Below are 26293 nucleotides of genomic sequence, written 5' to 3'. Positions count from 1 at the left end.
CAGTGGGAGGCGCGACCCGCGGCGAATGCAGGCCGCAGGCCTGCCAAGGCCCAAAAAGCTTCGCCCCGAGGGCGGGCCTCCCACAAGAGCCAAAAAGCCAAAAAGCCAAAGAGCTCAAGAGCTCAAAGAGCCAGAGCCAAATCCCTGCACGAAGCCGCTCCAGTGGGAGGCGCGACCCGCGGCGAATGCAGGCCGCAGGCCTGCCAAGGCCCAAAAGCTTCGTCCCGAGGGCGGGCCTCCCACAAAAGCAAAAAAGCCAAAAAAGCCAAAGAGCTCAAGAGCTCAAAGAGCCAGAAGCCAAGCCCAAGCCCAAAGCCTTGACTGAACCGCTCCAGTAGCAGGCGCACGCTGCGACGAACGCCGCTGAACCCCATCGAACCATCCCGATCGAACCACCAGTCATGCGCACTTCGGCGCGTCACGCTTGTTTGCGGAAGACTGAATGAATTTTCTCGAATGGATGGCCGTCCTCGGCGTCCTGTTGCTGATCCTCGCGCTGGCATCGGCGTATCTGCGCTGGCTGCCGGTTACCACCTCATTGATCTATCTCGGCTTCGGGCTGCTGATCGGGCAACTCGGCATCGGTTTGTGGGAGATGGATTTTCTGCTGATCGCCAACTGGATGGAGCACCTCACCGAGGTCGTGGTGCTGGTCTCGCTGTTCGTCAGTGGACTGAAATTACGTATGCCGCTGGGCCACCCGGCGTGGCGGAGCACCTATATCCTGGCCGGACCGGTGATGCTCGCCTGCATTGCCGGTGTCGCGCTGGTCTGTCACTACCTGATGGGGCTGAGCTGGGGGCTGGCGGTGCTGACCGGTGCGATCCTGGCACCCACCGATCCGGTGCTGGCCAGCCTGGTGCAGGTCAACAACTCCCGCGACAGCGACCACGTGCGCTATGGCCTATCCGGCGAGGCCGGCTTCAACGACGGCACGGCGTTCCCCTTCGTGGTCTTCGGCCTGCTGCTGATCGAGCAAGAGACGCTGGCGCCGGGCTGGGTCGGCGAATGGGCATTGCATCGGCTGGTCTGGGCCGTTCCGGCCGGGCTGCTGTTCGGCTACATGCTGGGCAAGCTGATCGGCAAGCTGGCGATCTACCTGCGCACCCGCTACGTCGATACCTCAATGTCGCCCAACGACTCGCTGGCGCTGGCGCTGATCGCCCTCGCCTATGTCGGCGCCGAGCTGATAGGGGCTTGGGGGTTTCTCGCGGTGTTCGCCGCCGGGCTTGGCCTGCGGCGCGCCGAAGTCTCGGTGGCCAAACGATCCGAAACACCATCCGAAGAGCTGATCGCGCATGCGCTGCCGCATATGGTCGAAGGCGGTATGACGCCCCGAGAGCTGCCGTTGGAGAGCGATCGCATCGCCGAACCCAAGGTGGCGGCCGGAGTGATGATGGGCGATATCCTGACCTTTGGCGGGCAACTGGAGCGCAGCCTGGAAGTGCTGCTGGTGACCATGCTCGGCGTGCTGGTGTCGGTGCACTGGGATTGGCGCGCGGTACCTCTGGCGCTGGCGCTGTTCGTGCTGATACGGCCGTTGAGCGTGTGGTTGCTGATGCCGCGTCGTTACCTGGATCGCACCCAGCTGATGACCGTCGGCTGGTTCGGCATTCGTGGCATCGGCAGTCTCTATTACCTGAGCTACGCGGTGACCCATGGCCTGCTGCCGGACGAGGCCGACCAGGTCATTCGACTGGTGATCCCGGTAGTGGCGCTGAGCATCCTGATCCACGGGCTCAGCACCCAGCCCCTGTTGCGCCGTTACGAGCGCAATCGGAAGCAGACACCCAGCGGTGCCTGACGACACTCGTCAGGCGACACCGGGCAGGCGACTGCAGCCGCTGCCGGTGATCTGAACGATCAGCTGTCGGCGAGGCGGAAGCCTATCTTCATGGTGACCTGATAGTGGCCGACCTTGCCGTTCTCGACATGGCCGCGGATTTCGCCGACTTCGAACCATTCGACATTGCGCAGCGTCTTGCTGGCCTCGGCGATGCCGTTCTGAATTGCGTCGTCCACGCTGGTGCGTGAGGAACCGACGATCTCAATCTTCTTGTAGGTGTGGTGATCCGACATTAGATAATTCCCCTTTGCAAACTGAGGAGCCTCCGCTCGGTATGACGCGTCCTGTCTATCTGAGGCCCGCACAGCGACATGGAAGTTCAGCGAGACGGCCGCGTTTTGCCGAATCGGGTGTCACGAAGCGTTTCGTAGGGTGGATAACGCGAAGCTTATCCGCCATTCACCACCTCGCCGCAATGGTCGAGACAGCGGAGTTATCCAGGCGCCACGTGGAAAATGCTTCGCAGTTTTCCACCCTACGTCGCCCCGCATACCGCAACGATCGGGTGGTGGGCTGAAGCGGAGCCACCCAGCGCGCCCTACTCGGGGGCACGTCACTGGGCCAGGGCACGGTGAACGGCCTGCTATGACTCGATGCGTCGATAGCGGTAGTGCTGCGGTTTGAACACCTGGTTGAAATAGCGGCCCATCGAATCGGCCTCGAGCAGGGCCTGCACCACCTCGGCCGGCACCTGTTCGTAGCGGTAGACCGAGCCATTATGGAACTCTACTTCCAGTAGCTGCTCGTCCGGGTCATAGCCCAGCGAGCGCAGGCTGCGTGAGGTCACCGCGACCCTTTTCATCGGGCCGGGTCGGGCTGCGGCTTGAAGCCTTCGGCCTGCATGCGCCACAGCGCGTCGAACTCACCGCCGCGCCTGCGCAGCTCATGCGGCGCGCCGTCCTCGACGATGCATCCATCGCGCAGCACGATGATCCGGTCGAAGCTCGACAAGGTCGACAGCCGGTGCGCCACCGCCACCACGGTGCGGTTGTGCACCAGATCGTTGAGTGCAACCTGGATTTCGGCTTCGGACTGGGTATCGAGCGCCGACGTGGCCTCGTCGAGGATCAGGATCGGCGCGTTCTTGAGAAACGCCCGGGCGATGCCGAGACGCTGACGCTGGCCGCCGGAGAGCATCACGCCACGCTCGCCTACCAGTGTGTCGTAGCCTTGCGGCAGTTCGCGGATGAAGGCGTCGCAGAAGGCGCTGCGCGCCGCCTCGACCACTTCCTCGTCGGTCGCAGTGGGGCGACCATAACGAATGTTTTCACGGATGCTGCGGTTGAACAGCGCGGTTTCCTGCGGCACCACTGCGATGCGCTCGCGCAGGCTGTCCTGGCTGACGCTGCGGATGTCCTGCCCGTCGATCAGGATACGTCCTTCCTGCACGTCGTCCAGGCGCTGGATCAGGCTGATCAGGGTCGACTTGCCGGCCCCGGAAGAACCCACCACCCCGACCTTCTGCCCGGCAGGAATATGCAGATCGAGATGGCGGAACACGCTGCCGCGGTCCGGATATCCGAAGCTGACATCCTTGAAGGTGATATCGCCCTCGGCGAGCAACAGCTGCGCGTCGCTGTCGGTCAGGCCGTGCGGCTGGACGATGATGCGCAGGGTGTCGTCGATGGCGCCGATCTGCTGCGTGGTGTCCACCAGTGCCAGGGCCAGGTCGCGCGAGCCATGCAGGATGCGGAACGTCAGCGCGCTGACCAGCACCACGTCGCCGGCGGTCACCGAGCCGGCGATCCACAGATTGATCGCCCAGACCAACATGCCGCCGGCCATCACTGACAGACAGATGTCATGCATCACCCGCGCCTTCTCCAGGTACATCCAGCTGCGGCGTTGGGCACGTGCTTCGTAACCGATTTCCTGGGCCAGCCGTTCGGCCTCGCGGTCACGGGCGGAGAAAGCCTTGATGGTCCAGACATTGGAGACCGCATCCACCAGCTCGCCGCCGACCCGGGCCGATTGTGCGGCGAAGCGCTGGTGCTTGGTGCGGCCACGGATGCCGAAACCGGTAATCAGCGCGGCGACGATAGCGACGAATAGGATCAGCGCCACCGCCATGCGCACATCGACGGTCAACAGCACCACCACCGCACCGAGAAAATCAACGATGGGCGGCACGATCTTCCATGCCAATCCCCCGTAGATGGCGCCAGCCGCTTGACCCACCGCGGAAATGCGATTGCCCAGCGAACCGGCGAAGTGCTCGGTGAAGTAGCGCATCGGATGGCCGGTCAGGTGCTTGAACAGGTCGACGCGCAGGTCAACCACGCTGGCCACCACGGTGCGGCAACCGAGCCAGCCGCCGAGACGCCAGAAGACGTTTTCAATGACGATCAGGCCGATGAACAACCCCAGTGGGAACCAGACGTTGGCGGCGCCCCGGTCCGAGCTGCCCTGGGCCATGGAATCCACCAGCAACTTCATGCCGTACTGCACCGCCACAGCGCAGGAGGCGGCACCGACAATCAGCGCCAGCAGGCCGCCAAAGTGCCAGGGTCGAGCACAGATGTAGTGCCAGAGAAAGGCTACCGGCCGGCTCGGTAGCGGCACCGCCTGCGGTTTCGCCTTGGGAGCCTGGGCCGGGGCGTTCATGACAGGGCTTCGGCCAGCGGCAAGTTGCTGTTGAACTGGCTGAACCGCAGTTGCTGCAGACGCAGCTCGTCGGCAAGGCCATCGTGCACGCGGCGGTTGCCGTTCTCATCGGGAAAGCCCAGCAGGCCGGTCGGGCAGTGGCGCTCGTCGGTCCAGCCGGGGTAATCCAGCACCGGATACAGGCAGATCCCTTCGATCGGCACCCCACGCTGCATGGCCAGTCCGGCCTGCTCGCTGACGTAGCGTAGCCAGTCGCCGCGCACGTCGCCTTCGGCGCCGGTTTCGGCGATCAGCAGAGGACGCTTATAGCGCTGCCAGATCTCATTGAGGATGCCTTTGAAGGGCCGATAGTCCGGATTATCCCGTTCGATGGTGCGCCCATCGCCGTGGTACCACTGGTTGTCGCAGTAGTAGTTGACGCCCAGCACGTCGAGGTATTCCGGGGCGCCGCCCAGGCCGGGCCAGGCCTCGCCGCAGAGCATGTCCCAGGCTTCGAATTGCGACTGCCGGTAGCGTTCGGCGTCGCGCTGCGGTCCGGGCCGGTCGTTGGGCGAAACCACATGGATGGCCGGGTCGACCTGGACGAAGCGCGCCCGCGGCTCGACCTCGCGGATCGCCTGCATCGCAGCGATGGTGGCGCGCACCAGCTGATGCTTGAGCTCGAAACCGCGCTCGCGGGCCATCGGGTTGAAATACGCCTGATCGCCACCGGCCCAGGCCCAGAACGAGATTTCGTTGAGCGGGGCATAGAACGGCACGGCATCGGTTTCATCCTTGATCAGCTGCGCTGCCGCCGCCGCGTAGCGGGCAAAGCGCTCGACGAACTGCGGGCGCCAGATGTCGATGTCGTCCGGCCAACCGTAGTGGCACAGGTCCCAGATCACCTGGGTGCCCTGGCGCTGGGCCGCCTGCAGCATCGGCAAAAAACTCGACCAGTCATATTGGCCCGGCGTGCGTTCGATCAGGTGCCAGCGCAACCCGTCGCGCACACTGTGCAGCCCATGTCGATGCAACACGGCGTAATCGTGCGCGGCCCAGCGATCATGGCCGGTGGCAGCGAGCAGATCGAGCCGCCGACCGTCGCTGCGGCGATGGTTGGAACATTCGAAACCACCCATGAAGAAACTTTTGAACAACGTCGGCTGATGCATCTTCGGCCTCGTCTCAGGGGGCTTGTTCAGCCAGTGACTGGCTGTGTTCGGCGTTTTCAGCGCGCTCGGGACCACGCTCGGCTTCCTCGATACGCTTGTACAGCGCCAGCGCCTGCCCAACCACCTGATCCATGTTGTAGTACTTGTAGGTCCCCAGCCGGCCGACGAAGGTCACGCCCGGCGTCTCGTCGGCGAGCTTCTGGTAGCGTTTGTACAGTTCGGCATTTTCCGGACGCGGGATCGGGTAGTAGGGATCACCCTCGGCCGAGGGGTACTCGTAGGTGATGCTGGTCTTCGGGTGCACTTGGCCGGTTAGGTGTTTGTATTCGCTGATGCGCGTATAGGGCACGTCTTCGCTCGGGTAGTTGACCGTACCGACCGCCTGGAACCGCTCCTGATCTAGCTGCTTATGCTCGAACTTCAGCGACCGGTAGGGCAACTTGCCAAAACGGTAGTCGAAGTATTCATCGATGGGGCCGCAGAAAATCAGGTGGTCGTGCTGCACCTCGTCGCAGATCTCCCGGTAGTCGGTATTGATCATCACCTTGATGTTCGGATGCGCGAGCATCTTCTCGAACATCTTGGTGTAGCCGTACTTGGGCATCTGCTGGAAGGTGTCGGTGAAATAGCGGTCATCGGTGTTGGTGCGCGTGGGGATGCGCGAGGTGACCGACTTGTCCAGCTGCGACGGGTCCAGCCCCCACTGCTTGCGGGTATAGCCGCGGAAGAACTTCTGGTACAGCTCACGGCCGATGCCGTTGATCACCACGTCTTCGCTGGTCTGGATGTCTTCGACCGGCTCAGCACGGCCGGCGAGAAAGTCCGCTGCTTCCTGCTCGGTGGTCATGTTCAACCCGTAGAGCTTGTTCAGCGTGGTCATGTTGATCGGGATCGGTACTTCCTGACCGTCCACCTGCGCCAGCACACGGTGCTCGTAGGGGCGCCACTCGGTGAATCGTGACAGGTAATCGACGATGCGCTGAGCGTTGGTGTGGAAGATGTGAGGGCCGTAGCGGTGGATCAGCACGCCGGCTTCGTCGTAATGGTCATAGGCGTTGCCGCCAATGTGCGGGCGTCGGTCGACCACCAGCACACGCTTGTTCAGCCCGGCCGCCAGGCGCTCGGCCAGCACGCTGCCGGCGAAACCGGCGCCGACGATGAGGTAGTCGAAGCCGCGCCGGTGACCGCCAGGGTGGTCGCTGGCGCCACCGCCTGCGTGCTCGGGGTTGCTGTCTCGCAGGCTTACATCGCGCATTGCATCTTCTCCTTCATCAGAGCCCAGGTGTGGTCCCAGGACATGTCGCCGAGAATCTCGTCAGCGGTTTTCAACAAACGGTCGCGGTCCTGGCTATCGGCCAGGGCTTTGTCCACCGCTTCGATAAATGCCTCGGGACTATCGGCAATGTGAACGATCTCGGTATCGCCGTAGGTGCGCACCACGTCCTTGATCGGCGTGGACACCACCGGGCAGCCACCAGCGAGGTATTCCGGAGTCTTGGTCGGGCTGATGAAGCGCGTCGATTCGTTCATCGCGAAGGGCATGATCGCCACGTCCCAGCCGGACAGGTACCTGGGCAACTCGTCGTACGTCTTGCCGCCCAGGTAGTGGATGTTGTCGCGCTGCGGCAGGTCGGTCGGGTCGATCTTGACCACCGGGCCGACTAGCACGAACTGCCAATCGGGGCGCTTCTCGGCGACCTCGGCCACCAGTTCGATATCGAAACGCTCGTCGATCACGCCGTAGAAGCCGAGGCGCGGATGCGGAATCTCGGCCTGGTCGTCGGGGTCGGCCTGGGTTCGCCGCGCCTCGGCGAAGTGCGCCACGTCGACGCTACTGGGAAAGGCGAAGGCATTGTCGTGCAGCTCGCGCTTGGCTTCCCAGATGCTGTAACCGCCGGTGAAGACCAGATCGGCACGCTCGAGCAATTCCCGCTCGCGCTGCACCAGTTCCGGCGGCGCGCCACGAAACGCCGACAGCTCGTCCATGCAATCGTAGACGGTGAGTTTGGGCTTCAAATGGCTGGCATAGCCCAACGCCATCGGCGTGTAGTACCAGAGCATCAGTTCGTTGACGCCGAGCTTGCCCAGGTAGCCATCGAGCAAGTCGCGCTGCACGCGTAGCGCCACTTCACCCTCGCAGCCTTGCGGCAAGCGGGGAATGAGCACCTGTACGCCATTTTCCTCGGGACGCACTTCCAACCATGGCTGGGCGTCCTCGGTGGGGATCGGTTCTTCGAAGAACAAAACGTTGAAATCTCGCGCGAACCGCGACATCAGATGCTGTGGACGCTGGTAGACGAAGCTCCAGCGCAGATGCGAAAGACACAGCAGGGTCGGAACCAGCTCATCGAAAACGACTTCGGGCGGCGTCTGCTGCTTGTCGGGGGATTTTCCAATCTCGTATTGGTAAGGGCCGGCCCAGCTCATGGCTACCTCTTGCTGATGGCGAAGTCCTCCAGAGTCCCTTCTGCCGCATCGCGTAGGCCCGCGCAGCCTGCGCAGGCAACAGGAAAGGGGCTCGCTGCGGCGTGAACGATTTGTGCAACGCCAAGCGCAACCCGCCGGCTATGGACGACATAGGGCAAGTCAAGGTTCCCCATGCCGCCGCTGGGAGGTCGGTCATCGGCTGACCGTCGGGGTTTTGGAACTTGGTCGCGCTTCCCCCCGTCCCTATCACAGGACGCCTGATTTGCCCCGGTATCGGCGCTATGTGCTTCAGCCGTGAGAAGCACCGCCCGTTTCGCCGAACCCAACCCTGGAGATGCATGCAGCGGCCGCGCTCATACGGCCAGCCGCGCATCCTCCGTGCGCGTCGAATAATTTTCGGTATGCGAGGTAGACACATGATTCTGGTAACGGGAGGAGCTGGTTACATCGGGTCTCATACAGTGCTGGAGCTGCTCCTGGCGGGCCACGAGGTGCTGGTTCTGGACAACCTTTGCAACAGTTCCAAGGTCGCTCTGGAGCGGGTCGAAGCCCTCGCCGGTCGCCAGGTCCAGTTCATCAAGGGCGACGTGCGCAATCGCTCGCTGCTCAATGCCCTGTTCGCTTCCTATCCGGTGAGCGCGGTGCTGCACTTCGCCGGGCTCAAGGCCGTGGGCGAAAGCGTGCGCGAACCACTGCGCTATTACGAGACCAATGTCAGCGGCAGCATCGCGCTGTGCCAGGCCATGGCCGAAGCCGGCATTTTCAAGCTGGTATTCAGCTCGTCGGCGACCGTTTATGGCGACTCCCCGCGGATGCCGATCACCGAAGACTGCCCGACCGGCTTGCCGACCAATCCCTACGGCCAGTCCAAACTGATGGCCGAGAACGTGCTCAAGGGGCTCGCCGAGTCCGATCCGCGCTGGTCGATCGCCCTGCTGCGCTACTTCAACCCCATCGGTGCGCATGAGTCCGGGCTGATCGGTGAAGACCCCGACGGCATTCCCAACAATCTGCTGCCCTACATGCTCCAAGTGGCAGTCGGTAGGCGAAAGCAACTGAACGTCTACGGCGCCGACTATCCGACCCCGGACGGTACCGGCGTGCGTGACTACATCCATGTGGTCGATCTGGCCAAAGGGCACTTGAAGGCGCTGGATCGCCTGAACCTGGTGCACGGCGTGTGCGTCTGGAACCTCGGTACCGGTCGTGGCTACTCGGTACGACAGATGATCACCGCATTCGAGGAGGTCATCGGCCGGCCGCTGCCGCATATGTTCAGGGCGCGCCGTCCGGGCGACATCGCCCAATGCTGGTCGGACCCGACCAAGGCCCGTGAGGAACTCGGCTGGCAGGCGGAAAAGGACCTGCTGACCATGCTCACCGACGCCTGGCGCTGGCAGAGCCGCAACCCGCAGGGCTATGCGGCGGAAAAAACCCCCGCAAAAGACGGCGAAGCAGCGCAAACCGCGCTGGCCAGCTGAGCGGGTTGGCCGGCAGCCGCCAACGCTTTACGGCGTGGTGCAGGTCAGTTCGCGACGGATCTTCGATACGTCCAGCCGGCGATTCTGCTGAACCACGCCGGTGAGCTGCGGATCACGCACCGCCAGTCGCAACAACGCCTCGCGGATCTTCGCGCTGGTGGCGCAGGGATTCAGCGAGGCATACAGCGCCGCTGCGCCGGTCACATGGGGCGTCGCCATGGACGTCCCGCTCATGTAGGCGTAACCCGCGGTACCGGTCGCGGTCGGCACCGTCGATAGAATATCGACGCCGGGTGCGGCGATATGCACGCTGTTGGCGCCGAAGTTGGAGAAATATGCGCGCTGCCCGGTTTGATCGATGGCAGCCACCACGATCACGTTCGGCAGCTTGTAGCTGGCCGGGTAGCTGGGCGTGGTGTCGAGGTTGAGCCCGTTGTTGCCCGCCGCGACGACGAACAGGATGTTGGCGTTTCCGGCCGCACGGATCGCATCGTATAGCGCCTGCGAATACCCGCCGCCGCCCCACGAATTGTTGGTGGCGACCAGATTGATCTTCTTCGCGAGCTTCAGCTGTGTCAGGTAATTGATCGCCTTCACCGCATCTGCCGTGGTGCCGCCATTGGCGCCAAGAAACTTCGCGGTGATGTATTTGGCCGTTGGGCAGACACCGAACACGCCGGCGCCGTTGTTCGCCACCGCCGCGAGGGTTCCCGCCACGTGGGTGCCGTGATCGTCGGCGGGCCCGTCAAATATGCTGGCGTTGTTGGCGGCAAAATCCCAGCCGAGAATATCGTCGACCAGGCCATTGCCGTCGTTGTCGAGCCGGTCAGCGCGACTGCCCTCGCCCGGGTTGATCCATACGTTGGGGCGCAGGTCGCCATGGGTCGCCATCACGCCTTCATCGACGATGCCGACATACACCTTTTTGGAGCACAACGCCCCAGCGTTCCAGGCCGCCAACGCACCGCTGCCGTAGGGATGGGCCGGCGAGGTGGTCGCGCCCTGCAACCCCCAGAGCATGCCGAGCCCTGGATCGTTGGGGTTGGCAACCTGGGTATGGTAGACCCAGTTGGGTTCGACGAAATCCACCGAAGGATCCGCCGAGAGCCGGGCGATGAGTGCAGCGTCGACCTTCTTGCCCTTGCCCAGCTTCGCGTGGACCAGATCCCCTTTGGCGTCCTTGCGGGCCATCTTGTCGAGCAGCTTCTGCGCGGCCTTGGCGCCTTGCTTGGTCAGCACGGCGCTCTTGGCCACGTCCGACACGCCGGACTTGAATTGCACCAGCAGCTCGCCCTGGACGAAAGGCCTGCCCGCCTTGAGCGACGCCGCCGCTGTGGAGTCGGGTTTTGCCGCGACCTGCTCCGCCCCGGTAGCCAGCAGCGCACACAAAAAAATGCCGACACGCCGTTTCATGACCATCACTGTTCTCCTTGAACGACTGCAGATAGCCCGCGCCAGATCGCCAGGCATTCCCCGAACGGGTATTGGCGAATGTATCGGCAAGGTCAGTAGCGTTTTAGCGACGCCGGACGAACGACGCGCCGTTGGTCGGCAAGCAGTACGGCGGGCCGAGTTACCGCCATCAGGCTCATCGGTGAGCGGGAGCCCATCCAGCCCCTGGCATCACAGGGTGGGCCTGGTTGCGTTCCGCTTCAGCCCACCGCAAACAACGCGAACGGATTGCCCGTGGTCTGGCACGTCAATCCAGTTGCTGCCGCAGCCATTCCGCCAGCATTTGCGCGCGGCGATCCGGGCGCCGGGACGGCACCCAGAGCGACAGCATGGCGGGAGTCTCGATGAAGCCCCAGGGCGCCCGCAAACGCCCCTGACGCAGGTCATCGACGACCAGCTGTTGCGGAGCTATGGCGACGCCAAGACCGGCCAACGCCGCTTCCAGCAGAAAATACAGATGCTCGAAGCCCTGTCCCATCTGCAGCCGGGCCGGGTCCAGGCCATTACCAATGGCCCAGGTCGGCCAAGCTTGTGGACGCGAAGCGGTGTACAGCAATGGCTCGCCAAGCAACTCATGCGGGCGCGCCTGACTCAGGGTGGCGAAACGCGGATGGTGTGGGCTCAGCACCGGTCCGATGCGTTCGACGGCCAGTTCGTGGACCTGCATGTCTGCCGGCCAGGGCGGCTCGGCGAACCAGAGCGTGGCATCCAGCCCAGCACGCCGCGGGTCCAGCTCGCCCTCGCTGGCCGACAGCTGCAGATGCAGGCCCGGAAGATCACGGTTCAGGCGATCCAGACGCGGAATGAACCAGCGCGCCAGCAGGCTGCCGGGGCAACCAAGGACGAACGGCTGTTCGGTTGCCCCGCGCCGCAGTTCGGAACAGGTGCCGCGCAGGCGCTCGAAGGCATCGGAGGCGGCATCGCGCAGACGCACACCGGCATCGGTTAGCTTGACCCCTCGGCCGTCCTTGTCGAACAGGCTGACCCCTAGCTCCTCTTCGAGCACACGAATCTGCCGGCTGATGGCACCATGCGTCACGTGCAGCTCCTCCCCGGCGCGGCTGACGCTTTGCAGACGGGCGGCGGCCTCGAAGGCGCGCAAGGCATTGAGCGGTGGCAGGTCGCGGCTCATGGGAGAGGTGATTTTTCCTGACGAGTCAGGCGCATCTAATCACGTTCCAGTCGAACCGCCAACCGGCGCATGGCTACTGGCGCTGGATGCGGTGCTCGCCGCCGCTGGTCTCGACCGTTGGATCGTCTCCGCGCCAGGTGACCTGCTGGCCAATACCGTTGACCTCCAGATGCACCGGCCCATGCAGATCGAGCGTGAGTATATTGCTGCCGCCATATAGCACGACCGAGGCCGGTTGCTCGCCGTCGCCTTGCACCTGAGCCGTAATCCGGTGATCGGCACCACTCACGTCCAGGCTCCCGACCCGCTCGGCTTCGATCTGATTTTCCCCGCCTGTCACCTCCAAGTTGGCGACATTGCCGACGGTCACCACCTGATCCGATCCGTGCACCTCGACTCTGCCGCAATCACCACTCAGACGAAAGCGATTGGCATTGCCGGTGATGGCCACATCCTGCCCCTTGCACCTCACGTCACGTGAGTTGCCGATGCCATCGAGTGCCAGTGTCTCGGCCTGAGCCGTCGTCGCCAGCGCCGCGCATAGCGCACCCATCGCCATTAGTTTTTGCATTCGAACGTCTTCCTGTAAGACGGAGCCCCTGCCGCTGCGCTTGGGACCGATACGTCGGCGCCGAGTTCTGCGCCGCTGACAACAGCGTGCGGCATCACCGCCACCGCCTGGATTATTGGTGAGTTTTATTGACAGGTTACGACGATCTAATCGCTTTTCCCTGAACGGGTGGGAGATACAATGGGCGCCATCAACCACTCGCCCTGCCAGCCAAGCGCTGTCGACAAGGAGCACGCCATGACCTCATTGCGCAACGGCCCTGACGCCAAGGGCCTGTTCGGCCACTTCGGCGGTCAGTACGTCGCCGAAACCCTGATGCCGCTCATCCACGAGCTGGCCGCCGAATACGAAAAAGCCAAGCAGGATCCCGAGTTCGCCAAGGAACTCGCCTACTTCCAGCGTGACTATGTCGGCCGGCCTTCCCCGTTGTATTTCGCCGAACGCCTAACCGAGTTTTGCGGCGGCGCGAAGATCTACCTCAAGCGCGAAGAGCTCAACCACACCGGCGCGCATAAGATCAACAACTGCATCGGCCAGATCCTGCTGGCCAAGCGCATGGGCAAACAGCGCATCATCGCCGAGACCGGCGCAGGCATGCACGGCGTGGCCACCGCCACCGTCGCCGCGCGCTTCGGCATGCAGTGCGTGATCTACATGGGCACCACCGACATCGACCGCCAGCAGGCCAACGTCTTCCGCATGAAGCTCTTGGGCGCCGAGGTGATTCCGGTCACTGCCGGCACCGGCACCCTGAAAGACGCGATGAACGAAGCCCTGCGCGACTGGGTGACCAACGTCCACAACACCTTCTACCTGATCGGCACCGTGGCCGGCCCGCATCCCTATCCGGCCATGGTCCGCGATTTCCAGGCCGTGATCGGCAAGGAAACCCGCGACCAGATGGCGGCCCAGGAAGGTCGCCTGCCCGACTCGCTGGTCGCCTGCATCGGCGGCGGCTCAAACGCCATGGGCCTGTTCCATCCCTTCCTCGATGACCAGAGCGTGGCCATCATCGGCGTCGAAGCGGCCGGCCACGGCATCGAGACCGGCCAGCATGCGGCCAGCCTAAACGGCGGTGTACCCGGCGTGCTGCACGGCAATCGCACCTTTCTGCTGCAGAACGAGGACGGCCAGATCATCGACGCCCACTCGATCTCAGCCGGCCTCGACTACCCCGGCATCGGCCCCGAGCACGCCTGGCTGCACGACATCGGCCGTGTTGAGTACACCTCCATCACCGACAAGGAAGCGCTCGCCGCCTTCCACAAGTGCTGCCGCCTGGAAGGCATTATCCCGGCCCTGGAAAGCGCACACGCGCTGGCCGAAGTCTTCAAGCGCGCCCCCGGCCTGCCGAAGGATCACCTGATGGTGGTCAACCTCTCCGGCCGCGGCGACAAGGACATGCAGACCGTCATGCACCACTACGACGAACAGGAAGAACACATATGAGCCGCCTGCAGACGCGCTTCGCCCAGCTGAAACAGGAAAACCGCGCCGCGCTGGTGACCTTCATCACCGCCGGTGATCCGGACTACGCCACCTCGCTGGAAATTCTCAAGGGCCTGCCCGCCGCTGGCGCCGATGTAATCGAGCTCGGCATGCCCTTCACCGACCCGATGGCCGACGGCCCGGCGATCCAACTGGCCAACATCCGTGCGCTCGCGGCCAAGCAGGACCTGGCGAAAACCCTGCAGATGGTTCGCGAGTTCCGGCAGGACAACCAGGACACGCCGCTAGTGCTGATGGGCTACTTCAATCCCATCCACAAGATGGGTGTCGAGCGCTTTCTCGCCGAAGCGGTGGAAGCCGGCGTTGACGGCCTGATCGTCGTCGACCTGCCGCCGGAACATAACGAAGACCTCTGCGACCCGGCCCAGGCCGCAGGCATCGACTTCATCCGCCTGACCACCCCGACCACCGACGACAAGCGCTTGCCCACCGTGCTCAACGGCAGCTCGGGCTTCGTCTACTACGTCTCGGTGGCTGGCGTGACCGGCGCCGGTTCGGCCACGCTGGAACACGTCGAAGAAGCGGTGGCACGCCTGAAGCGCCACACCGATCTGCCGGTGGCCGTCGGCTTTGGTATCCGCACCCCGGAACAGGCAGCCGCCATCGCCCGATTGAGTGAAGGCGTGGTGGTGGGCTCGGCATTGATCGACCGGATCGCCAGCGCCGAAACGTCCGAGCAAGCCGTCGAGGGCGTGCTGGGCTTGTGTCGCGATATCAGTGCCGGAGTACGCGGCGCACGCGACTGACGTCCAGTCAGTCGCACCGGGGCCGTTGCCTCGTTTATCTGGGCAGCGGCTTTTTTATCTCGCCTTAATAGCCAACGGTGAAGCGTTGGCGAATGTGCGCCGGGTGCTCGATCTCATCGACCAACGCCACGGCGTAGTCTTCGAAGGAGATGCGACTGCCGTGTTCGTTGCTGAGCAGCGCGTCTTTGCCCAGGCGGAATTGACCTGTCCGCTCGCCGGGAACGAACTCGGCCGAGGGTGACAGAAGGGTCCACTCCAGTTCCGTTTCCTGCTTGAGTTGCTCAAGGAAGGCCGCGCCGCGGGAGGCTTCTGCTTTGTAGGCTTCGGGAAAATCAGGCAAGTCGATGACGCGCTGACCCGGCGCGGCTTCCAGGCTGCCGGCGCCGCCTACGACCAGATAGCGTTTGACGCCAGAGGCGCGTACCGCCTCGATCAGGGTATGCGGCTCGGACGAGGTGAAGTTGACCGCACTGACGACGGCATCGTGGCCGCGCAAGGTCGACGCCAGGCCTTGCAGATCCTGGGCGTCGCCCTTGACGGCCGTGACACCGACACGTGCAGCGATGCGTTCTGGGTTGCGTGCAATGGCGGTGACCCTATGGCCACGGTCAGAGAGCTCTTTGAGGATGCGCGAGCCAGCTGAGCCGGAGGCGCCGATCAATGCGATATGAGACATGCGAGACCCTATGTTCTATTTAGTGGACTAGGTATGTGTTGTAGACCTTTGGAGAGGCCGATGCTACGGTGCGCCGCCTTGACCCACAAGAAGTTAGGTTGGTGTTACCTGGTCACTCGCCGCTGACCTGGCTGGACCTAGGAGATCCTGTATGCCGCAAGCTGTTGGCGTTAACGCCGCTTTCGATCACCCTTGTCCGATCCGCGACGTGCTTGATCGCATCGGTGATCAATGGAGTTTTCTGGTGCTCGACGCGCTGTCCGAGCGCACGCTGCGCTTCAATGAGCTCAGCCGAGAAATCGGCGATATCTCCAAGCAGATGCTTTCGCGGACGCTCAAGCGGCTGGAGATGGATGGATTCGTACAACGAACCCTTTACGCCGAGGTACCGCCTCGCGTGGAGTACCGTCTGACTGATCTGGGGCGGGGGTTCCTGGTGCCGATGCAGGCACTGGTGCAATGGGCCGATGCCAATCACGAACGGATCTGCCAATCACGGCGCACGTATCGCTCAGCCGAAGCGGCAGCCGATTGACATTGCGCGCTTCGTGGCGGCTCGGACGGATGGCTGCTAGTCGAAACCTGGCGGCCGCACACGCCGCTCTACCAAGCACGCACATTCGAACCCATCATTGAGCATCGATGACCACTATCAATCCGCTCGATTTCGACCGTGCAAAACTAACGCGTAGCATGCCCTGCACATCCCCAGTAGCCACTCGAGGAGATTGCCATGCCTGATACCCCTTACGTACCGCCGAAAGTCTGGACCCATGACACGCCGTCGGGCGGCAAGTTCGCCAATATCAACGCCCCTACCGCTGGCGCGCGCGAGGAAAAGGCGCTGCCGGTCGGCAAGCATCCGTTGCAGCTCTACTCGCTTGCCACGCCCAACGGCGTGAAGGTCAGCGTCATGCTCGAAGAGCTGCTCGCGCTCGGCCACAGCGGTGCCGAATACGACGCCTGGCTGATCAACATCGGTGAAGGCGACCAGTTCGGCAGCGGCTTCGTCGAGATCAACCCGAACTCGAAGATTCCGGCCCTGGCCGACCATAGCGTCGAAGGCGAACCGCTACGGGTATTCGAATCCGGCTCGATCCTGCACTATCTGGCGGAGAAGTTCGGCGCCTTCCTGCCGACCGAAACCCGCGCGCGCACCGAAACGCTCAACTGGCTGTTCTGGCAGATGGGCTCGGCGCCCTTCCTCGGCGGCGGCTTCGGGCATTTTTATGCCTACGCCCCGGAGAAGTACGAATACCCGATCAACCGCTACGCGATGGAGGTCAAGCGCCAGCTCGATGTGCTGGATCGCCAACTGGCCGAAAACCGCTACATAGCCGGCGACACTTACACCATCGCCGATATGGCGATCTGGCCCTGGTACGGCGGGCTGGTGCGCGGCGAGCAGTACGACGCAGGCGAATTCCTCTCGGTGCAGGATTACAAGCACGTGCAGCGCTGGGCTGCCGAGATTGCCGAACGGCCCGCCGTGATTCGCGGGCGCAAGGTCAACCGCAGCTGGGGCGACGAGTCGGAGCAGGCTCCCGAACGCCATAGCGCCGCCGATCTCGACTGACCTGCACGCCCCGGTGGGCCGAGGCGAACACTGCTCGGCCCGCTTCACCGTCGCCCTCTCGACACGCATGATCGCGACCCACGTGATTCATGGCGCCCCCCGTGCGATTCAATTCCCTAACGCCCGTCGCACGGCGAGCCGAGCAACTATCCGACCGCCGATCTGAACTATGGCGGTGCGCCCCGACCCAATGTTCATGAGCGCCACCCTTGCAGCGGGGGCAGCCATCGTCATGGCTGCCCGTACTGGAACCTGTCGTCAGCCGTGTAAGCACAGCGCTCGTCATACCCAGTTGTTCAACACAACGCGAGGTGGACCATGAAACACACACTGGTAGCAGCGTTCGCAACGCTGACCGATGCAAACCGCACCCGTGGCGACCTGATGGCCCGGGGCATCGCTCAGGAACAGATACATTCGGTCGGGGCCGACAGCGCAGAGATCCATGCCTACGACGCGCCTTACTCCACCACGGACGGCAACGTGGATCGTGCGCATCACGAGTCAAAGGTCGCGCATTTCTTCAAGTCCCTGTTTGGCAACGAGCCGCACGAGGCGCACCGTCACCACGCCACCGCCTACCCGGAAGCCGTGCGCCGGGGCGCCCTGGTGATCGCGGTGGACGTATACGACGACGATCAGTTGGTCAGGGCACGCGACGCTCTGGAATACAACGGCGCCATCGACATCAATGATCGCAGCGCCGGCCCAACTGACTCAGGCGCGATGCAGGGTTATGCCGGGCCTACCAGCCCCTATGCCGGCGCGACCGGTGGCGACAGCCATCTCGACAAGCATTTCACCGGGTCGACCACCTCGAACGCGACTGCGACCGCTAATACTCACGCCGATGACGATCGGCTCAGCCACGCGGCCGGTGCGGGACCGACCGACGAAGCGCTGCCAACCGACCGTACGGCGACAGTCGACACGGGCCGCTACGATGTCGGCAGCAGCGCCAAACGAGCCGGAACGGATTATCCAGACACCTTGGCCACTAACCCGGTGACCGGCGGCGGAAATACCGTGCAGGGCTCCACAGCTTCCGGGACCGGCAGTAATCGCATCTGCGTGATCCAGCGGCCCAGCTGATTGCTCGATACGGTGAATGACAGGCCGCGCTGCGGCCTGTCATGAACGTATGGCTCGAATGGGCGCTCCACAGGTCAATCATCTCTCTCCGCAGGGAGGGCCGGGCGGCGTTCCGCTTCAGCCCGCCACGCGGAGTCAATGCCGGCGAAGCCGTACCGACACTCATTGCCTGCACGCTCTAACCCAGCGCACGTCGCAGCCCCGCCCTGCCCAGGGTCAATGCCAGACCATCCTCGGCGAGCCCGAGGGCGGCGTTGATCAGCGGCCGCGGCTGGTAAGGCTTGCGCAGGCTCAGCCCGATCTTCGACGAAACCAGCGCCGCCGACGCACCGATCAGTGCCGGTAGCATCACCGGCTCACGTCGAATGCTCGCCAATGCTGCGGCCGTCACGCCACCCGACAGTGCACGGAACATCATCGACGGAACGATGGTGCGATCCGGCGCAAAGGGCATCTTGTCACCCAGCAGCTCAGCCGCCGCCATCGGTAACAGAACCTGCTGTGCAGGGTGCGAGGCCAGCATACGCGCCGGCTCGCCGGCATCTTCGATCCCGTCACGCGCGGCCAGCGCACGGCTGGTCATCGTCGGCGCCAGCGTGCTGCGCATGCCCGTGACCAGACCAAGCGCCAACGCGCCCCAAAACAGATTGCTGGATATCGTCATCGTCAAGCCTCCCGGTGGTTATCTATACCGACCGGGTGCGGGACCGAGGCGTTCAGCCGAGAGGATGGACTGTGGTCCGACAACTGGGCTCGCGAGCGCCACCGCGCCGTTGTGGAACTTGGAATTGTCGTAGATGCAAAAAAGGCGGCTCGAAGCCGCCTTTTTCATGCTCGTTGAATCACTGGCCGAGCAGGCCGGCACCCTGTACCGAGCCGAAGGCAAAGCCGATGAACTCCTGGACGCTCATCTCGCGGCCATTGAAGGTCACCCGATCATTGGCGTAGTGCAGGGAGCTGATCAGGCGCTCGCCTTCCAGGCGGGACCAGCCCGAATCGATCGCCATGCTGCTGAACAGGTCGGTGCTGGCGTCGGCTTCCTGCTTCAGCGCCACAGGGTCCAGCTGCCCTTCCTCCTGCCGACGCTGTGCGACGAGGCTGACCACATCGCGCACCAGGCCTTTGTCGATACCGGCGTCGGCCTTGAGCGATGCCAGCATGCTGGAGATCATCGCGTCGGGAGTGAACGCCTCTGCGCTCGGCTCACGCAGATCCACCACTATGGACAGGCGGGCCGCGCCGTGAGCGGTTTCGAAGCCGAACTCCTCGAGGGCCAGCGTGGGGTTGTGCTCGAGCAGCTGCAGCGCCAACGCCTGCAATTCCTGCTGCTGGGAATCGGTGATGTTGGCGATCGACTCCTCCGGCGTGGGGCCGCTATCGAGTATTTCTTTGTAGCGATCGACCAGCGCCTTGAGCTTGCTGCCCTCGAGGTTACGCAGGCCGAAAACCAGAGCCAGGTTGCGGAAGGTCTGCCCTTGCGCGTCCACCTGACCGACACGGTAGCCGGCCGAAAGGTCGAGGCCGCGCTCGCCCTCGGCCAGTACGGCGTCGAACGACGCGTCCTGGATGATCACGGCAGGCTCGTCACCGGCCTGGATCTCCATGCGCTTGAGGGTGATAGCCGACGGCCCCAGGGCGAAGCCATTGGCATCCTCCTTGTTGTCGACGCTCAGGCTGATACCGCGCACATTCATGTGTATCGGCTTATCGGCGGCGCTGTGTTGCAGGTCGACGTCGATTTCCGGCAGCTCGCCGTTCATGCGTACGGCAGCGGCGTTCTTCGCCGCTTCGAAATTGATCGTGGCGGACGAGACGCGAACCGCGCCGTCTTCATCTTCGAAATTGAATGCGGCCGAACGCAGATCGCCGTATTGGCGACCGTCGTAGCCGATAGTGGTGTCGCCCACCAGCGGGCTTTCGCCTGAAGCGGCATCGAACAGCTTTTCGGTCAGCGGTGTCCGCACGAGCTCGGCGTGGCTCTGGGCGGCAACCGGCATCAGTTGCCCGCGTGCCAAACGCGACAGAGGGAATGGACCGTGCTCGAGCTGATCTTGCAGCAACACCAAGTAGTGCTTGGTGTTGCCTTCGTCATCAGGCACTTCGATGTCGATCTGATAGCGCGCCGAGCTGGACAGCAGACCGCGCTCGAAGCTGACCAGCTCCAGGCTGACGTCGGCACCAGCGCCGACTCCCATCTGGCGAAGCTTGACGTTGGCCTGGTCGACGGCATCGCGAGCAAGCGATTCGACCTGGGTGCCGGTGTAGAGGGTGGCGGCTCCGATGAGGGCCAGGGGTACGGCAACAGCGAGTGCGAGTTTTTTCATGAAAGCATCCTGTGCGGCGGCTGGGCAGACATCCTGTCAGCCGATAGTTGGCGAGCGGCGGCACTCTATCAGTGGGGCTGCTCGGGCTCCAGCGCGCCATGCAACGAGATGGGAAGGGTGAGAACCTGCCAGCAAACCGCGTCGCGTCGTCACCAGTGGTAGAGCCCATAGACGATCACGCCAAAGCCGAAGCCCATCTGCGCCAACAATAGCGCTCGGATGGCAAAGGTGTAGCTGATGACCGGGTTCTGTCCCAGCGCATCGTTGGCAAACAGCCGGTAGCTGGGCGGAAACTCGGACTCGATCTCCCGAAGCGCCGTGATGGTCAGCTGCAACAGCTGGCGGCTACGCGCATCGACGAGCCAGAACACCATGGCCAGCAACACGGTGAAGGCCCCCAGCAACACCAGCAAACCTGGCGAGAAGCCGCGCTCCAAGGCGGCCAGCACACCACCGTCGGCAAAGATCGCCAGCACCACGAAGAAGTTGAACCCACGCAGGCGCTGCTCGGCATTGAGCTTGAAATGCGCCCAAACAAACCCTCGACTGTCCACGCGATTCCCCTTATCGAAAGGCCACTACATTTTGAACAAAGCTTGCTAAGAGCCTCCTGCTGGCGTCATATGCGAGCGTCACCGGAACAGATAATCCCGCCGTACTACGCCTGGGTGAAATAGGTAAGCGGCCGGCCGGCTGCACTAGTTCGGCTGCCTACTCTCGCCGAGGCCAGTTCCATAACTAGCACCCTAGCTCGCTCCTGCCGATCCCGATATCGCGAACATAACTTAGAGACAGTCGAGACAGTCGCGAAACGCTTGAGCATCCACTCCTGCAAGCTTGGATGCGGTGGATTCGGGATGCATTGAAAGGAAACGCGCAACGACTTGGTAACCCAGCGAATACCCTAACCATCGGGGAAGGCGGCCGTCGCCGAAGAACCATGCGGCGTGATCATAGTTCCGACTATCCCAGTCACTTTCAACTCTGGACACGTAGGGTCGGATCTCGGAAAGACTCAGACGCTCCCATGGCTCAGGTGCGCCGCCACAAACTTCCCGAGCGAAAAACCCGGCCAACCCCTCCGAAACAAGCGCTTGACCCAATGTGAATCCATAACCCGGCCCATCCCAGCGGGCCACGTGATGAAGTTCATGCGCGAACATTCGCTCGAGAGACGCCTCGCTATTAGCCCGAAATACGGCACTACCGGGGTCGACGGATACAAAGATTAGGCCTGGCTCGGGCGCATAGCCCAGGTGCCCTTTTTCAGGAATAACCTGCGCGCTTGCCTTTACAACGACATCGATGGGACGCAATGCCAATAGCGCGTTCGCCTTGATGTATGTCTCCGTCAGGCTGGCATGAATCCAATCACGAACATCCGTGAGCGCTTCGCGAGCGTCGAGAAAATGAATATTCAAATTGCCCATCCGCGCAACATGGCGCGTCTCCCCTTCTGCATAGGCTTTGGAAAAGACTCGCACAAAGCAGTAGCGAACAGCGAACAGCGAACAGCGAAGAATCGGTTTCGCTCATACGAAAGTCTGTCCCTTATGCGTGCCGTTGCTGGCAGCGCTACTTGAATCACTGGCCCAGTAGAGCGCTAACTTCAGCAATCGCCTGCTGCTCACGGCTAGCCCAGTCTCCAGCAATTTCTACGAACGGCTGCCGATGCTGCTGGAGCCAGCTGCGGCAGGCGTCATGAAAGATCCATCGCTGGGCGGCGTCCGGTTGGCAACGCTGGCCGTCCGCGTGCCACTCGGCGCCTTCGGGCGAAAGCAGGAGATGCTGGTTGTAGCGGCGCGCCAATAGTTCGGCTTCCAGCCACGCCGGGCAGCTGCCGAACAGCGTCTGGCTCCAGACCATGTTGCTCAGCAGGTGCGTATCGAGGACTAGCAGGCAGGGCCGCTGGATGCGCGCCGCGTCTTCCCAGGCCAGTTGGCCGCGGGCGATGGCCGGGATGTCAGCCAGGCAGGTGTCGCGCTGTTCGGAGTCGATGAAATGCCGGACGTACTCGCCCACCACCACCCCGCCGAAGCGCTGCTGCAGTCGCGCGGCGAGCCAGCTTTTGCCGGTCGATTCGGCTCCGGTGAGTACCAGCACCTTCATTGGCCCGCTCCCCTCGGCTGCCTGGCGTTTTCCCTGTTCATCCGTGAAGTCTTTCCCTCCGCCGTTACCCGTCCGTTCAATCCACGCCCACGAAGCCACCGGTCTGATGCTGCCATAGGCGCGCATAGAGGCCGCCGCGCTCGATCAGCTCGGTGTGGGTGCCGGTCTCGATTACCTGGCCCTTGTCGATCACCACCAGCCGATCCATGCGCGCGATGGTCGACAACCGGTGCGCGATGGCGATCACCGTCTTGCCTTCCATCAGGGTGTCCAGGCTCTCCTGAATCGCCGCTTCGACTTCCGAATCCAGCGCCGAGGTGGCTTCATCGAGCACCAAGATCGGTGCATCTTTCAGCAGCACCCGGGCGATGGCGATGCGCTGGCGTTGCCCACCGGAGAGTTTGACGCCCCGCTCACCGACCATGGCGTCGAAGCCCAGACCGCCCTGGCTGTCGTCCAGCGTGCCGATGAAGGCATCCGCCCGGGCCTTGCGGGCAGCGGCCCAGAGCTGATCGTCGCTGGCTTCGGGCTTGCCGTAGCGCAGGTTGTCGCGGATCGAGCGGTGCAGCAGCGAGGTGTCCTGGGTGACCACGCCGATGTTGGCGCGCAAGCTTTCCTGACCGACCTCGGCGACGTTCTGGCCGTCGATGAGGATCCGCCCGCTTTCCAGGTCATAGAGGCGCAGCAGCAGGTTGACCAATGTGGACTTGCCCGCGCCGGACGGCCCGACCAGGCCGATCTTCTCGCCGGGACGGATATCGATGCTCAGCCCGCTGATCACCCCGCCGCGCTTGCCGTAGTGGAAATGCACATCGTCGAAGCGCACACCGCCCTGCTCCACCTGCAGCGGTTGGGCGTCTTCACGGTCGAGCACATCACGGGGTCGAACGATGCTCTTCATACCGTCCTGCACGGTGCCGACGTTTTCGAAGATGCCGTTGACCACCCACATGATCCATTCGGCCATGTTGTTGATGCGGATCACCAGGCCCAGCGCCAGGGCGATGGCACCGGTGCTGATTAGCGCCTCGCTCCAGAGCCACAGCGCCAGCGCGCCGGTGCCGACGATCAACAGGCCATTCATGCAGGTAATCGCGAAATCCAGGCTGGTGATGATGCGCGACTGTAGACGGAATTTGCCGAGCAGCTCCTGCATGGCCTCGCGGGCGTAGCTTTCTTCCTCCCGGGAGTGGGCGAATAGCTTGAGCGTGGCGACGTTGCTGTAGCCATCCACCACCCGTCCCATCACCTTGGAGCGCGCAGCGGACGCCGCCGCCGAACGCGCGCGGATACGCGGCACGAAGTACCAGAGTGCGGCGCTGTAGCCGACGATCCACAGCAGCAAGGGCACGATCAAACGCAGATCGGCGGCGGCGAACAGGTACAGCGCGCTGCCGGCATAGACCACCACGTGCCACAGCGCGTCGATCACCTGCATGGCCGAATCACGCAGCGACGGGCCGGTCTGCATCACGCGCTGGGCGATGCGCCCGGCAAAATCGTTCTGGAAGAAATTCAGGCTCTGCTTGAGCACATAACGATGATTCTGCCAGCGGATCAGGTTGGTCAGCCCAGGGTTGATCGCCTGATGAGTGAGCAGGTTGTGCAGGCCGAACACCAGGGGGCGGATGATCAGCGCCACGGCCGCCATCCACAGCAGCTCGTTACGATGCTCGGCAAAGAATGTCCGCGCATCGCTGGTCGCCTGGGCCATGTCGATCAACTGCCCGAGAAAGCTGAACAGCGCCACTTCGATCACCGCCGCCGCGAAGCCAATCACCAACACCGCGATCATCAGCGGCCACACCTGCTTCAGGTAGTGGGCATAGAACCGCAGCATGCCGCTGGGTGGTGCTACATCGGGGCTTGGCTTGAAAACATCGATCAGGTTTTCGAAACGGCTGAACAACATGGGGCACGGTCTGCTCTGGCGAGTGGGCGGGCGTATTGCGTGTTGCGGTCGGCAGATGGAATAGCGCAGCAAGGGGCGGTAGTTGTGTTTCGGTGGTGCCCATATGCTCTGGCGCGTGGGTTACAGCCGGAGGTTGGCAGTATGGGAGGCACGTGGCGCCTTAACAATGACAGCGGGACCACTGGCCTGTTCGGCCAAGCAATGTCGACGGCAGTCGGTATTACGGCCACCCAGCGCCACCCGGCCTGCCAATTCGGCGCCGCGGGCCTCATTGCACCGCGAACTTCGACTGCCGCCACTCATGCAGGCCCATCACCGCCAGCACAGTGAATAACCCGTACAACCCCGCAGTGAACCAGTATTCCTGAAACACGAAGAACGCCACAAAGAGCACGTCCACTGCGATCCACAGCACCCAGCACTGCCACCGCTTGAGTGCCATCCACAGCTGCGCCAGCAGGCTGAACGCCGTCAACGCAGCGTCCGGCCAGGCACAAGCCGCTTCGGTAGCCATGGTCATCAACAAACCCAGCCCGACACTGCCGAGCGCCGCCACGGCAAGGCCCACACCCATCTCCATCGCCGTCGAGCCCACCACGGGCCGGCCACCGCCCTGCCCGCCGCCCCACGTCCACTGCCACCAGCCATACAACTGCATGGCGGCAAATACTCCGTTGAGCAACACCTGCGAATACAACCGCGCTTCGAAGAAGAACCAGGCATACAGCAGTACCATCACCAATCCGATGGGCCAGCACAGCGGGTTCTGACGCACGGTGAGCCAGACGGCGAGCACGCCGAGGGTGGAGGCGATCAGTTCGAGGGTAGTCATGGGCTGATGAAAGAAAACGGGGTGCGCATGATACGGCAAGCGGTGGCCACTGATGCGGTACCGGGCCAGATACAAACGAGGCGGAGACTTCCGCGTGTTTTCCGATCTGCTACGCGAACCCCTGCCACCTGGCACGCCCGCCATCACCCTGCCGAAACGCTGACATGAACAAAGCCATTCTCGCTGTATGCAGCCTTCTCGCCGCGCTCGCCCTGCTCTTTGGCTGGAGCCTGAGCGATGCGCTGAGCGCGCCGCCGTCGGTTTCGCAAGTCAGCCCGCAAGGTGGCCATTTGATCGAAAGCGTGCCGGTACAGGGCCTGCTGGCCCCTGGCGGAGGGCTGTCATATTTGCGCATCGTCGACCGTACGGATCGGTCGAAGGTATTTCGCAGCCCACTCTTTACCACGCGCTCAGTGGACATGCGGGCAAGCGAGGACAGCCAAAGCCTGGGCGTGACCTGGATCGCCTTCGACAAGCGCACCCAGGGCTTCACCCTGAGCATCCCTCAATGGCGCCCGGCCTGGCGCAACATCCTCTTCAGCAATACGCCCTACGAGGTCGTGCCGAACGGCTGAGCCACAAGAGAGGGAAGTTAAATTGAATGCAACAGGGTTGTATTCCATGCCGCGCGCCATGTCACATAGCCATGTCTGCTTGCAATACCCAACCCGATGGGCCAGCACAGGCGGTTCTGCCGCACGGTAAGCCAAACGGCGAGAACGCCAAGGTACAGATGCACGGCCGACCGGCTTCAAGCCATTCGCGGTCTCAATCGTCATGTGATAAGTACCCCGGACCAAATCATTAGTTCTGGCGAGCCCAAGCGCTACCGGAAACCCCGAACTGGAATCGA

The 26293-nt window shown here is 63.2% G+C and carries 25 protein-coding genes; 8 read left to right on the top strand and 17 right to left on the bottom strand.

The window, feature by feature from the left end:
* Positions 1 to 442 precede the first annotated feature (442 nt).
* The gene (locus UF78_RS00380) at positions 443 to 1804 is read left to right on the top strand and encodes a cation:proton antiporter (RefSeq protein WP_045160031.1); all 1362 of its coding nucleotides are present in this window, start codon (positions 443 to 445) and stop codon (positions 1802 to 1804) included.
* A 59-nt stretch (positions 1805 to 1863) separates the two neighbouring features.
* Here UF78_RS00380 and UF78_RS00375 read toward each other — a convergent pair whose 3' ends face one another.
* The 6 genes from UF78_RS00375 to UF78_RS00350 form a co-directional block, all read right to left on the bottom strand.
* The gene (locus UF78_RS00375; protein WP_045160030.1) at positions 1864 to 2079 is read right to left on the bottom strand and encodes a dodecin; all 216 of its coding nucleotides are present in this window, start codon (positions 2077 to 2079) and stop codon (positions 1864 to 1866) included.
* A 350-nt stretch (positions 2080 to 2429) separates the two neighbouring features.
* Positions 2430 to 2648, bottom strand: a complete 219-nt coding sequence (locus UF78_RS00370; protein ID WP_045160029.1) for a KTSC domain-containing protein — start codon at positions 2646 to 2648, stop codon at positions 2430 to 2432.
* A complete protein-coding gene (locus UF78_RS00365) occupies positions 2645 to 4450 on the bottom strand; it encodes an ABC transporter ATP-binding protein (RefSeq protein WP_045160028.1) in 1806 nt (601 codons plus the stop codon). Before UF78_RS00365 ends, UF78_RS00370 begins: the two co-directional genes overlap by 4 nt.
* Positions 4447 to 5601, bottom strand: coding sequence for a beta-glucosidase (locus UF78_RS00360; RefSeq protein ID WP_045160027.1), 1155 nt, complete (start codon positions 5599 to 5601; stop codon positions 4447 to 4449). The genes UF78_RS00365 and UF78_RS00360 overlap by 4 nt, the downstream gene beginning before the upstream one ends.
* Before the next feature lie 13 nt (positions 5602 to 5614).
* Complete coding sequence (glf, locus tag UF78_RS00355) at positions 5615 to 6856, bottom strand: UDP-galactopyranose mutase (protein WP_045160026.1); 1242 nt, start codon at positions 6854 to 6856, stop codon at positions 5615 to 5617.
* Positions 6844 to 8028, bottom strand: a complete 1185-nt coding sequence (locus UF78_RS00350) for a glycosyltransferase family 1 protein (RefSeq protein ID WP_045160025.1) — start codon at positions 8026 to 8028, stop codon at positions 6844 to 6846. The genes glf and UF78_RS00350 overlap by 13 nt, the downstream gene beginning before the upstream one ends.
* A 416-nt stretch (positions 8029 to 8444) precedes the next feature.
* Between UF78_RS00350 and galE the strand changes: the two genes are divergently transcribed.
* Entirely contained in the window at positions 8445 to 9509 is a 1065-nt protein-coding gene (gene galE, locus UF78_RS00345; protein ID WP_045160024.1) for a UDP-glucose 4-epimerase GalE, read from the top strand.
* Between the two features lie 27 nt (positions 9510 to 9536).
* On the opposite strand, the gene UF78_RS00340 is transcribed toward galE, so the two are convergent.
* From UF78_RS00340 to UF78_RS00330, 3 genes are all read right to left on the bottom strand, one after another.
* The gene (locus UF78_RS00340) at positions 9537 to 10928 is read right to left on the bottom strand and encodes a S8 family peptidase (RefSeq protein ID WP_045160023.1); all 1392 of its coding nucleotides are present in this window, start codon (positions 10926 to 10928) and stop codon (positions 9537 to 9539) included.
* Between the two features lie 280 nt (positions 10929 to 11208).
* Entirely contained in the window at positions 11209 to 12093 is an 885-nt protein-coding gene (locus UF78_RS00335; protein ID WP_045160022.1) for a LysR family transcriptional regulator, read from the bottom strand.
* 73 nt (positions 12094 to 12166) lie between these two features.
* On the bottom strand, positions 12167 to 12664 hold the full coding sequence (locus UF78_RS00330) for a DUF3060 domain-containing protein (RefSeq protein ID WP_045160021.1): 498 nt from the start codon (positions 12662 to 12664) through the stop codon (positions 12167 to 12169).
* Positions 12665 to 12901: 237 nt separating this feature from the next.
* On the opposite strand from UF78_RS00330, the gene trpB reads away from it, so the two are divergent.
* Positions 12902 to 14113 (top strand): tryptophan synthase subunit beta, encoded by a 1212-nt coding sequence (trpB, locus tag UF78_RS00325; protein ID WP_045160039.1) that lies wholly within the window; start codon positions 12902 to 12904, stop codon positions 14111 to 14113.
* A complete protein-coding gene (trpA, locus tag UF78_RS00320) occupies positions 14110 to 14919 on the top strand; it encodes a tryptophan synthase subunit alpha (protein WP_045160020.1) in 810 nt (269 codons plus the stop codon). Before trpB ends, trpA begins: the two co-directional genes overlap by 4 nt.
* Before the next feature lie 64 nt (positions 14920 to 14983).
* On the opposite strand, the gene UF78_RS00315 is transcribed toward trpA, so the two are convergent.
* Positions 14984 to 15595 (bottom strand): NAD(P)-dependent oxidoreductase, encoded by a 612-nt coding sequence (locus tag UF78_RS00315; RefSeq protein ID WP_045160019.1) that lies wholly within the window; start codon positions 15593 to 15595, stop codon positions 14984 to 14986.
* Positions 15596 to 15746: 151 nt separating this feature from the next.
* Between UF78_RS00315 and UF78_RS00310 the strand changes: the two genes are divergently transcribed.
* The 3 genes from UF78_RS00310 (at position 15747) to UF78_RS00300 (ending at position 18263) form a co-directional block, all read left to right on the top strand.
* Positions 15747 to 16130, top strand: a complete 384-nt coding sequence (locus UF78_RS00310; RefSeq protein ID WP_045160018.1) for a winged helix-turn-helix transcriptional regulator — start codon at positions 15747 to 15749, stop codon at positions 16128 to 16130.
* A 198-nt stretch (positions 16131 to 16328) separates the two neighbouring features.
* Positions 16329 to 17171 carry a glutathione-dependent disulfide-bond oxidoreductase gene (gene yghU / locus UF78_RS00305; protein WP_045160017.1) on the top strand — a complete coding sequence of 281 codons (843 nt, stop codon included), beginning with the start codon at positions 16329 to 16331 and terminating at the stop codon, positions 17169 to 17171.
* A 318-nt stretch (positions 17172 to 17489) separates the two neighbouring features.
* On the top strand, positions 17490 to 18263 hold the full coding sequence (locus UF78_RS00300; RefSeq protein WP_045160016.1) for a hypothetical protein: 774 nt from the start codon (positions 17490 to 17492) through the stop codon (positions 18261 to 18263).
* Positions 18264 to 18441: 178 nt separating this feature from the next.
* On the opposite strand, the gene UF78_RS00295 is transcribed toward UF78_RS00300, so the two are convergent.
* The 7 genes from UF78_RS00295 to pnuC all read right to left on the bottom strand — a co-directional run bounded on the left by UF78_RS00295 (position 18442) and on the right by pnuC (position 25440).
* The gene (locus UF78_RS00295; protein WP_045160015.1) at positions 18442 to 18927 is read right to left on the bottom strand and encodes a DUF4126 family protein; all 486 of its coding nucleotides are present in this window, start codon (positions 18925 to 18927) and stop codon (positions 18442 to 18444) included.
* Positions 18928 to 19105: 178 nt separating this feature from the next.
* Positions 19106 to 20587 (bottom strand): YdgA family protein, encoded by a 1482-nt coding sequence (locus UF78_RS00290; protein ID WP_045160014.1) that lies wholly within the window; start codon positions 20585 to 20587, stop codon positions 19106 to 19108.
* Between the two features lie 149 nt (positions 20588 to 20736).
* Positions 20737 to 21141, bottom strand: coding sequence for a hypothetical protein (locus UF78_RS00285; protein ID WP_045160013.1), 405 nt, complete (start codon positions 21139 to 21141; stop codon positions 20737 to 20739).
* A gap of 231 nt (positions 21142 to 21372) precedes the next feature.
* On the bottom strand, positions 21373 to 22017 hold the full coding sequence (locus UF78_RS00280) for a DUF2268 domain-containing protein (RefSeq protein ID WP_045160012.1): 645 nt from the start codon (positions 22015 to 22017) through the stop codon (positions 21373 to 21375).
* Positions 22018 to 22171: 154 nt separating this feature from the next.
* Complete coding sequence (locus UF78_RS00275; RefSeq protein ID WP_045160011.1) at positions 22172 to 22696, bottom strand: AAA family ATPase; 525 nt, start codon at positions 22694 to 22696, stop codon at positions 22172 to 22174.
* Positions 22697 to 22772: 76 nt separating this feature from the next.
* Positions 22773 to 24608 (bottom strand): ABC transporter ATP-binding protein, encoded by a 1836-nt coding sequence (locus UF78_RS00270; RefSeq protein ID WP_045160010.1) that lies wholly within the window; start codon positions 24606 to 24608, stop codon positions 22773 to 22775.
* Between the two features lie 268 nt (positions 24609 to 24876).
* The gene (gene pnuC, locus UF78_RS00265) at positions 24877 to 25440 is read right to left on the bottom strand and encodes a nicotinamide riboside transporter PnuC (RefSeq protein ID WP_045160038.1); all 564 of its coding nucleotides are present in this window, start codon (positions 25438 to 25440) and stop codon (positions 24877 to 24879) included.
* Positions 25441 to 25604: 164 nt separating this feature from the next.
* Between pnuC and UF78_RS00260 the strand changes: the two genes are divergently transcribed.
* The gene (locus UF78_RS00260) at positions 25605 to 26015 is read left to right on the top strand and encodes a hypothetical protein (RefSeq protein WP_045160009.1); all 411 of its coding nucleotides are present in this window, start codon (positions 25605 to 25607) and stop codon (positions 26013 to 26015) included.
* Positions 26016 to 26293 lie beyond the last annotated feature (278 nt).

The organism is Stutzerimonas stutzeri (assembly GCF_000952685.1).
Classification (GTDB): domain Bacteria; phylum Pseudomonadota; class Gammaproteobacteria; order Pseudomonadales; family Pseudomonadaceae; genus Stutzerimonas; species Stutzerimonas stutzeri_E.
Note: the sequence above shows the minus strand (reverse complement) of the source record. Positions and strands in the feature narration are given on the sequence as shown.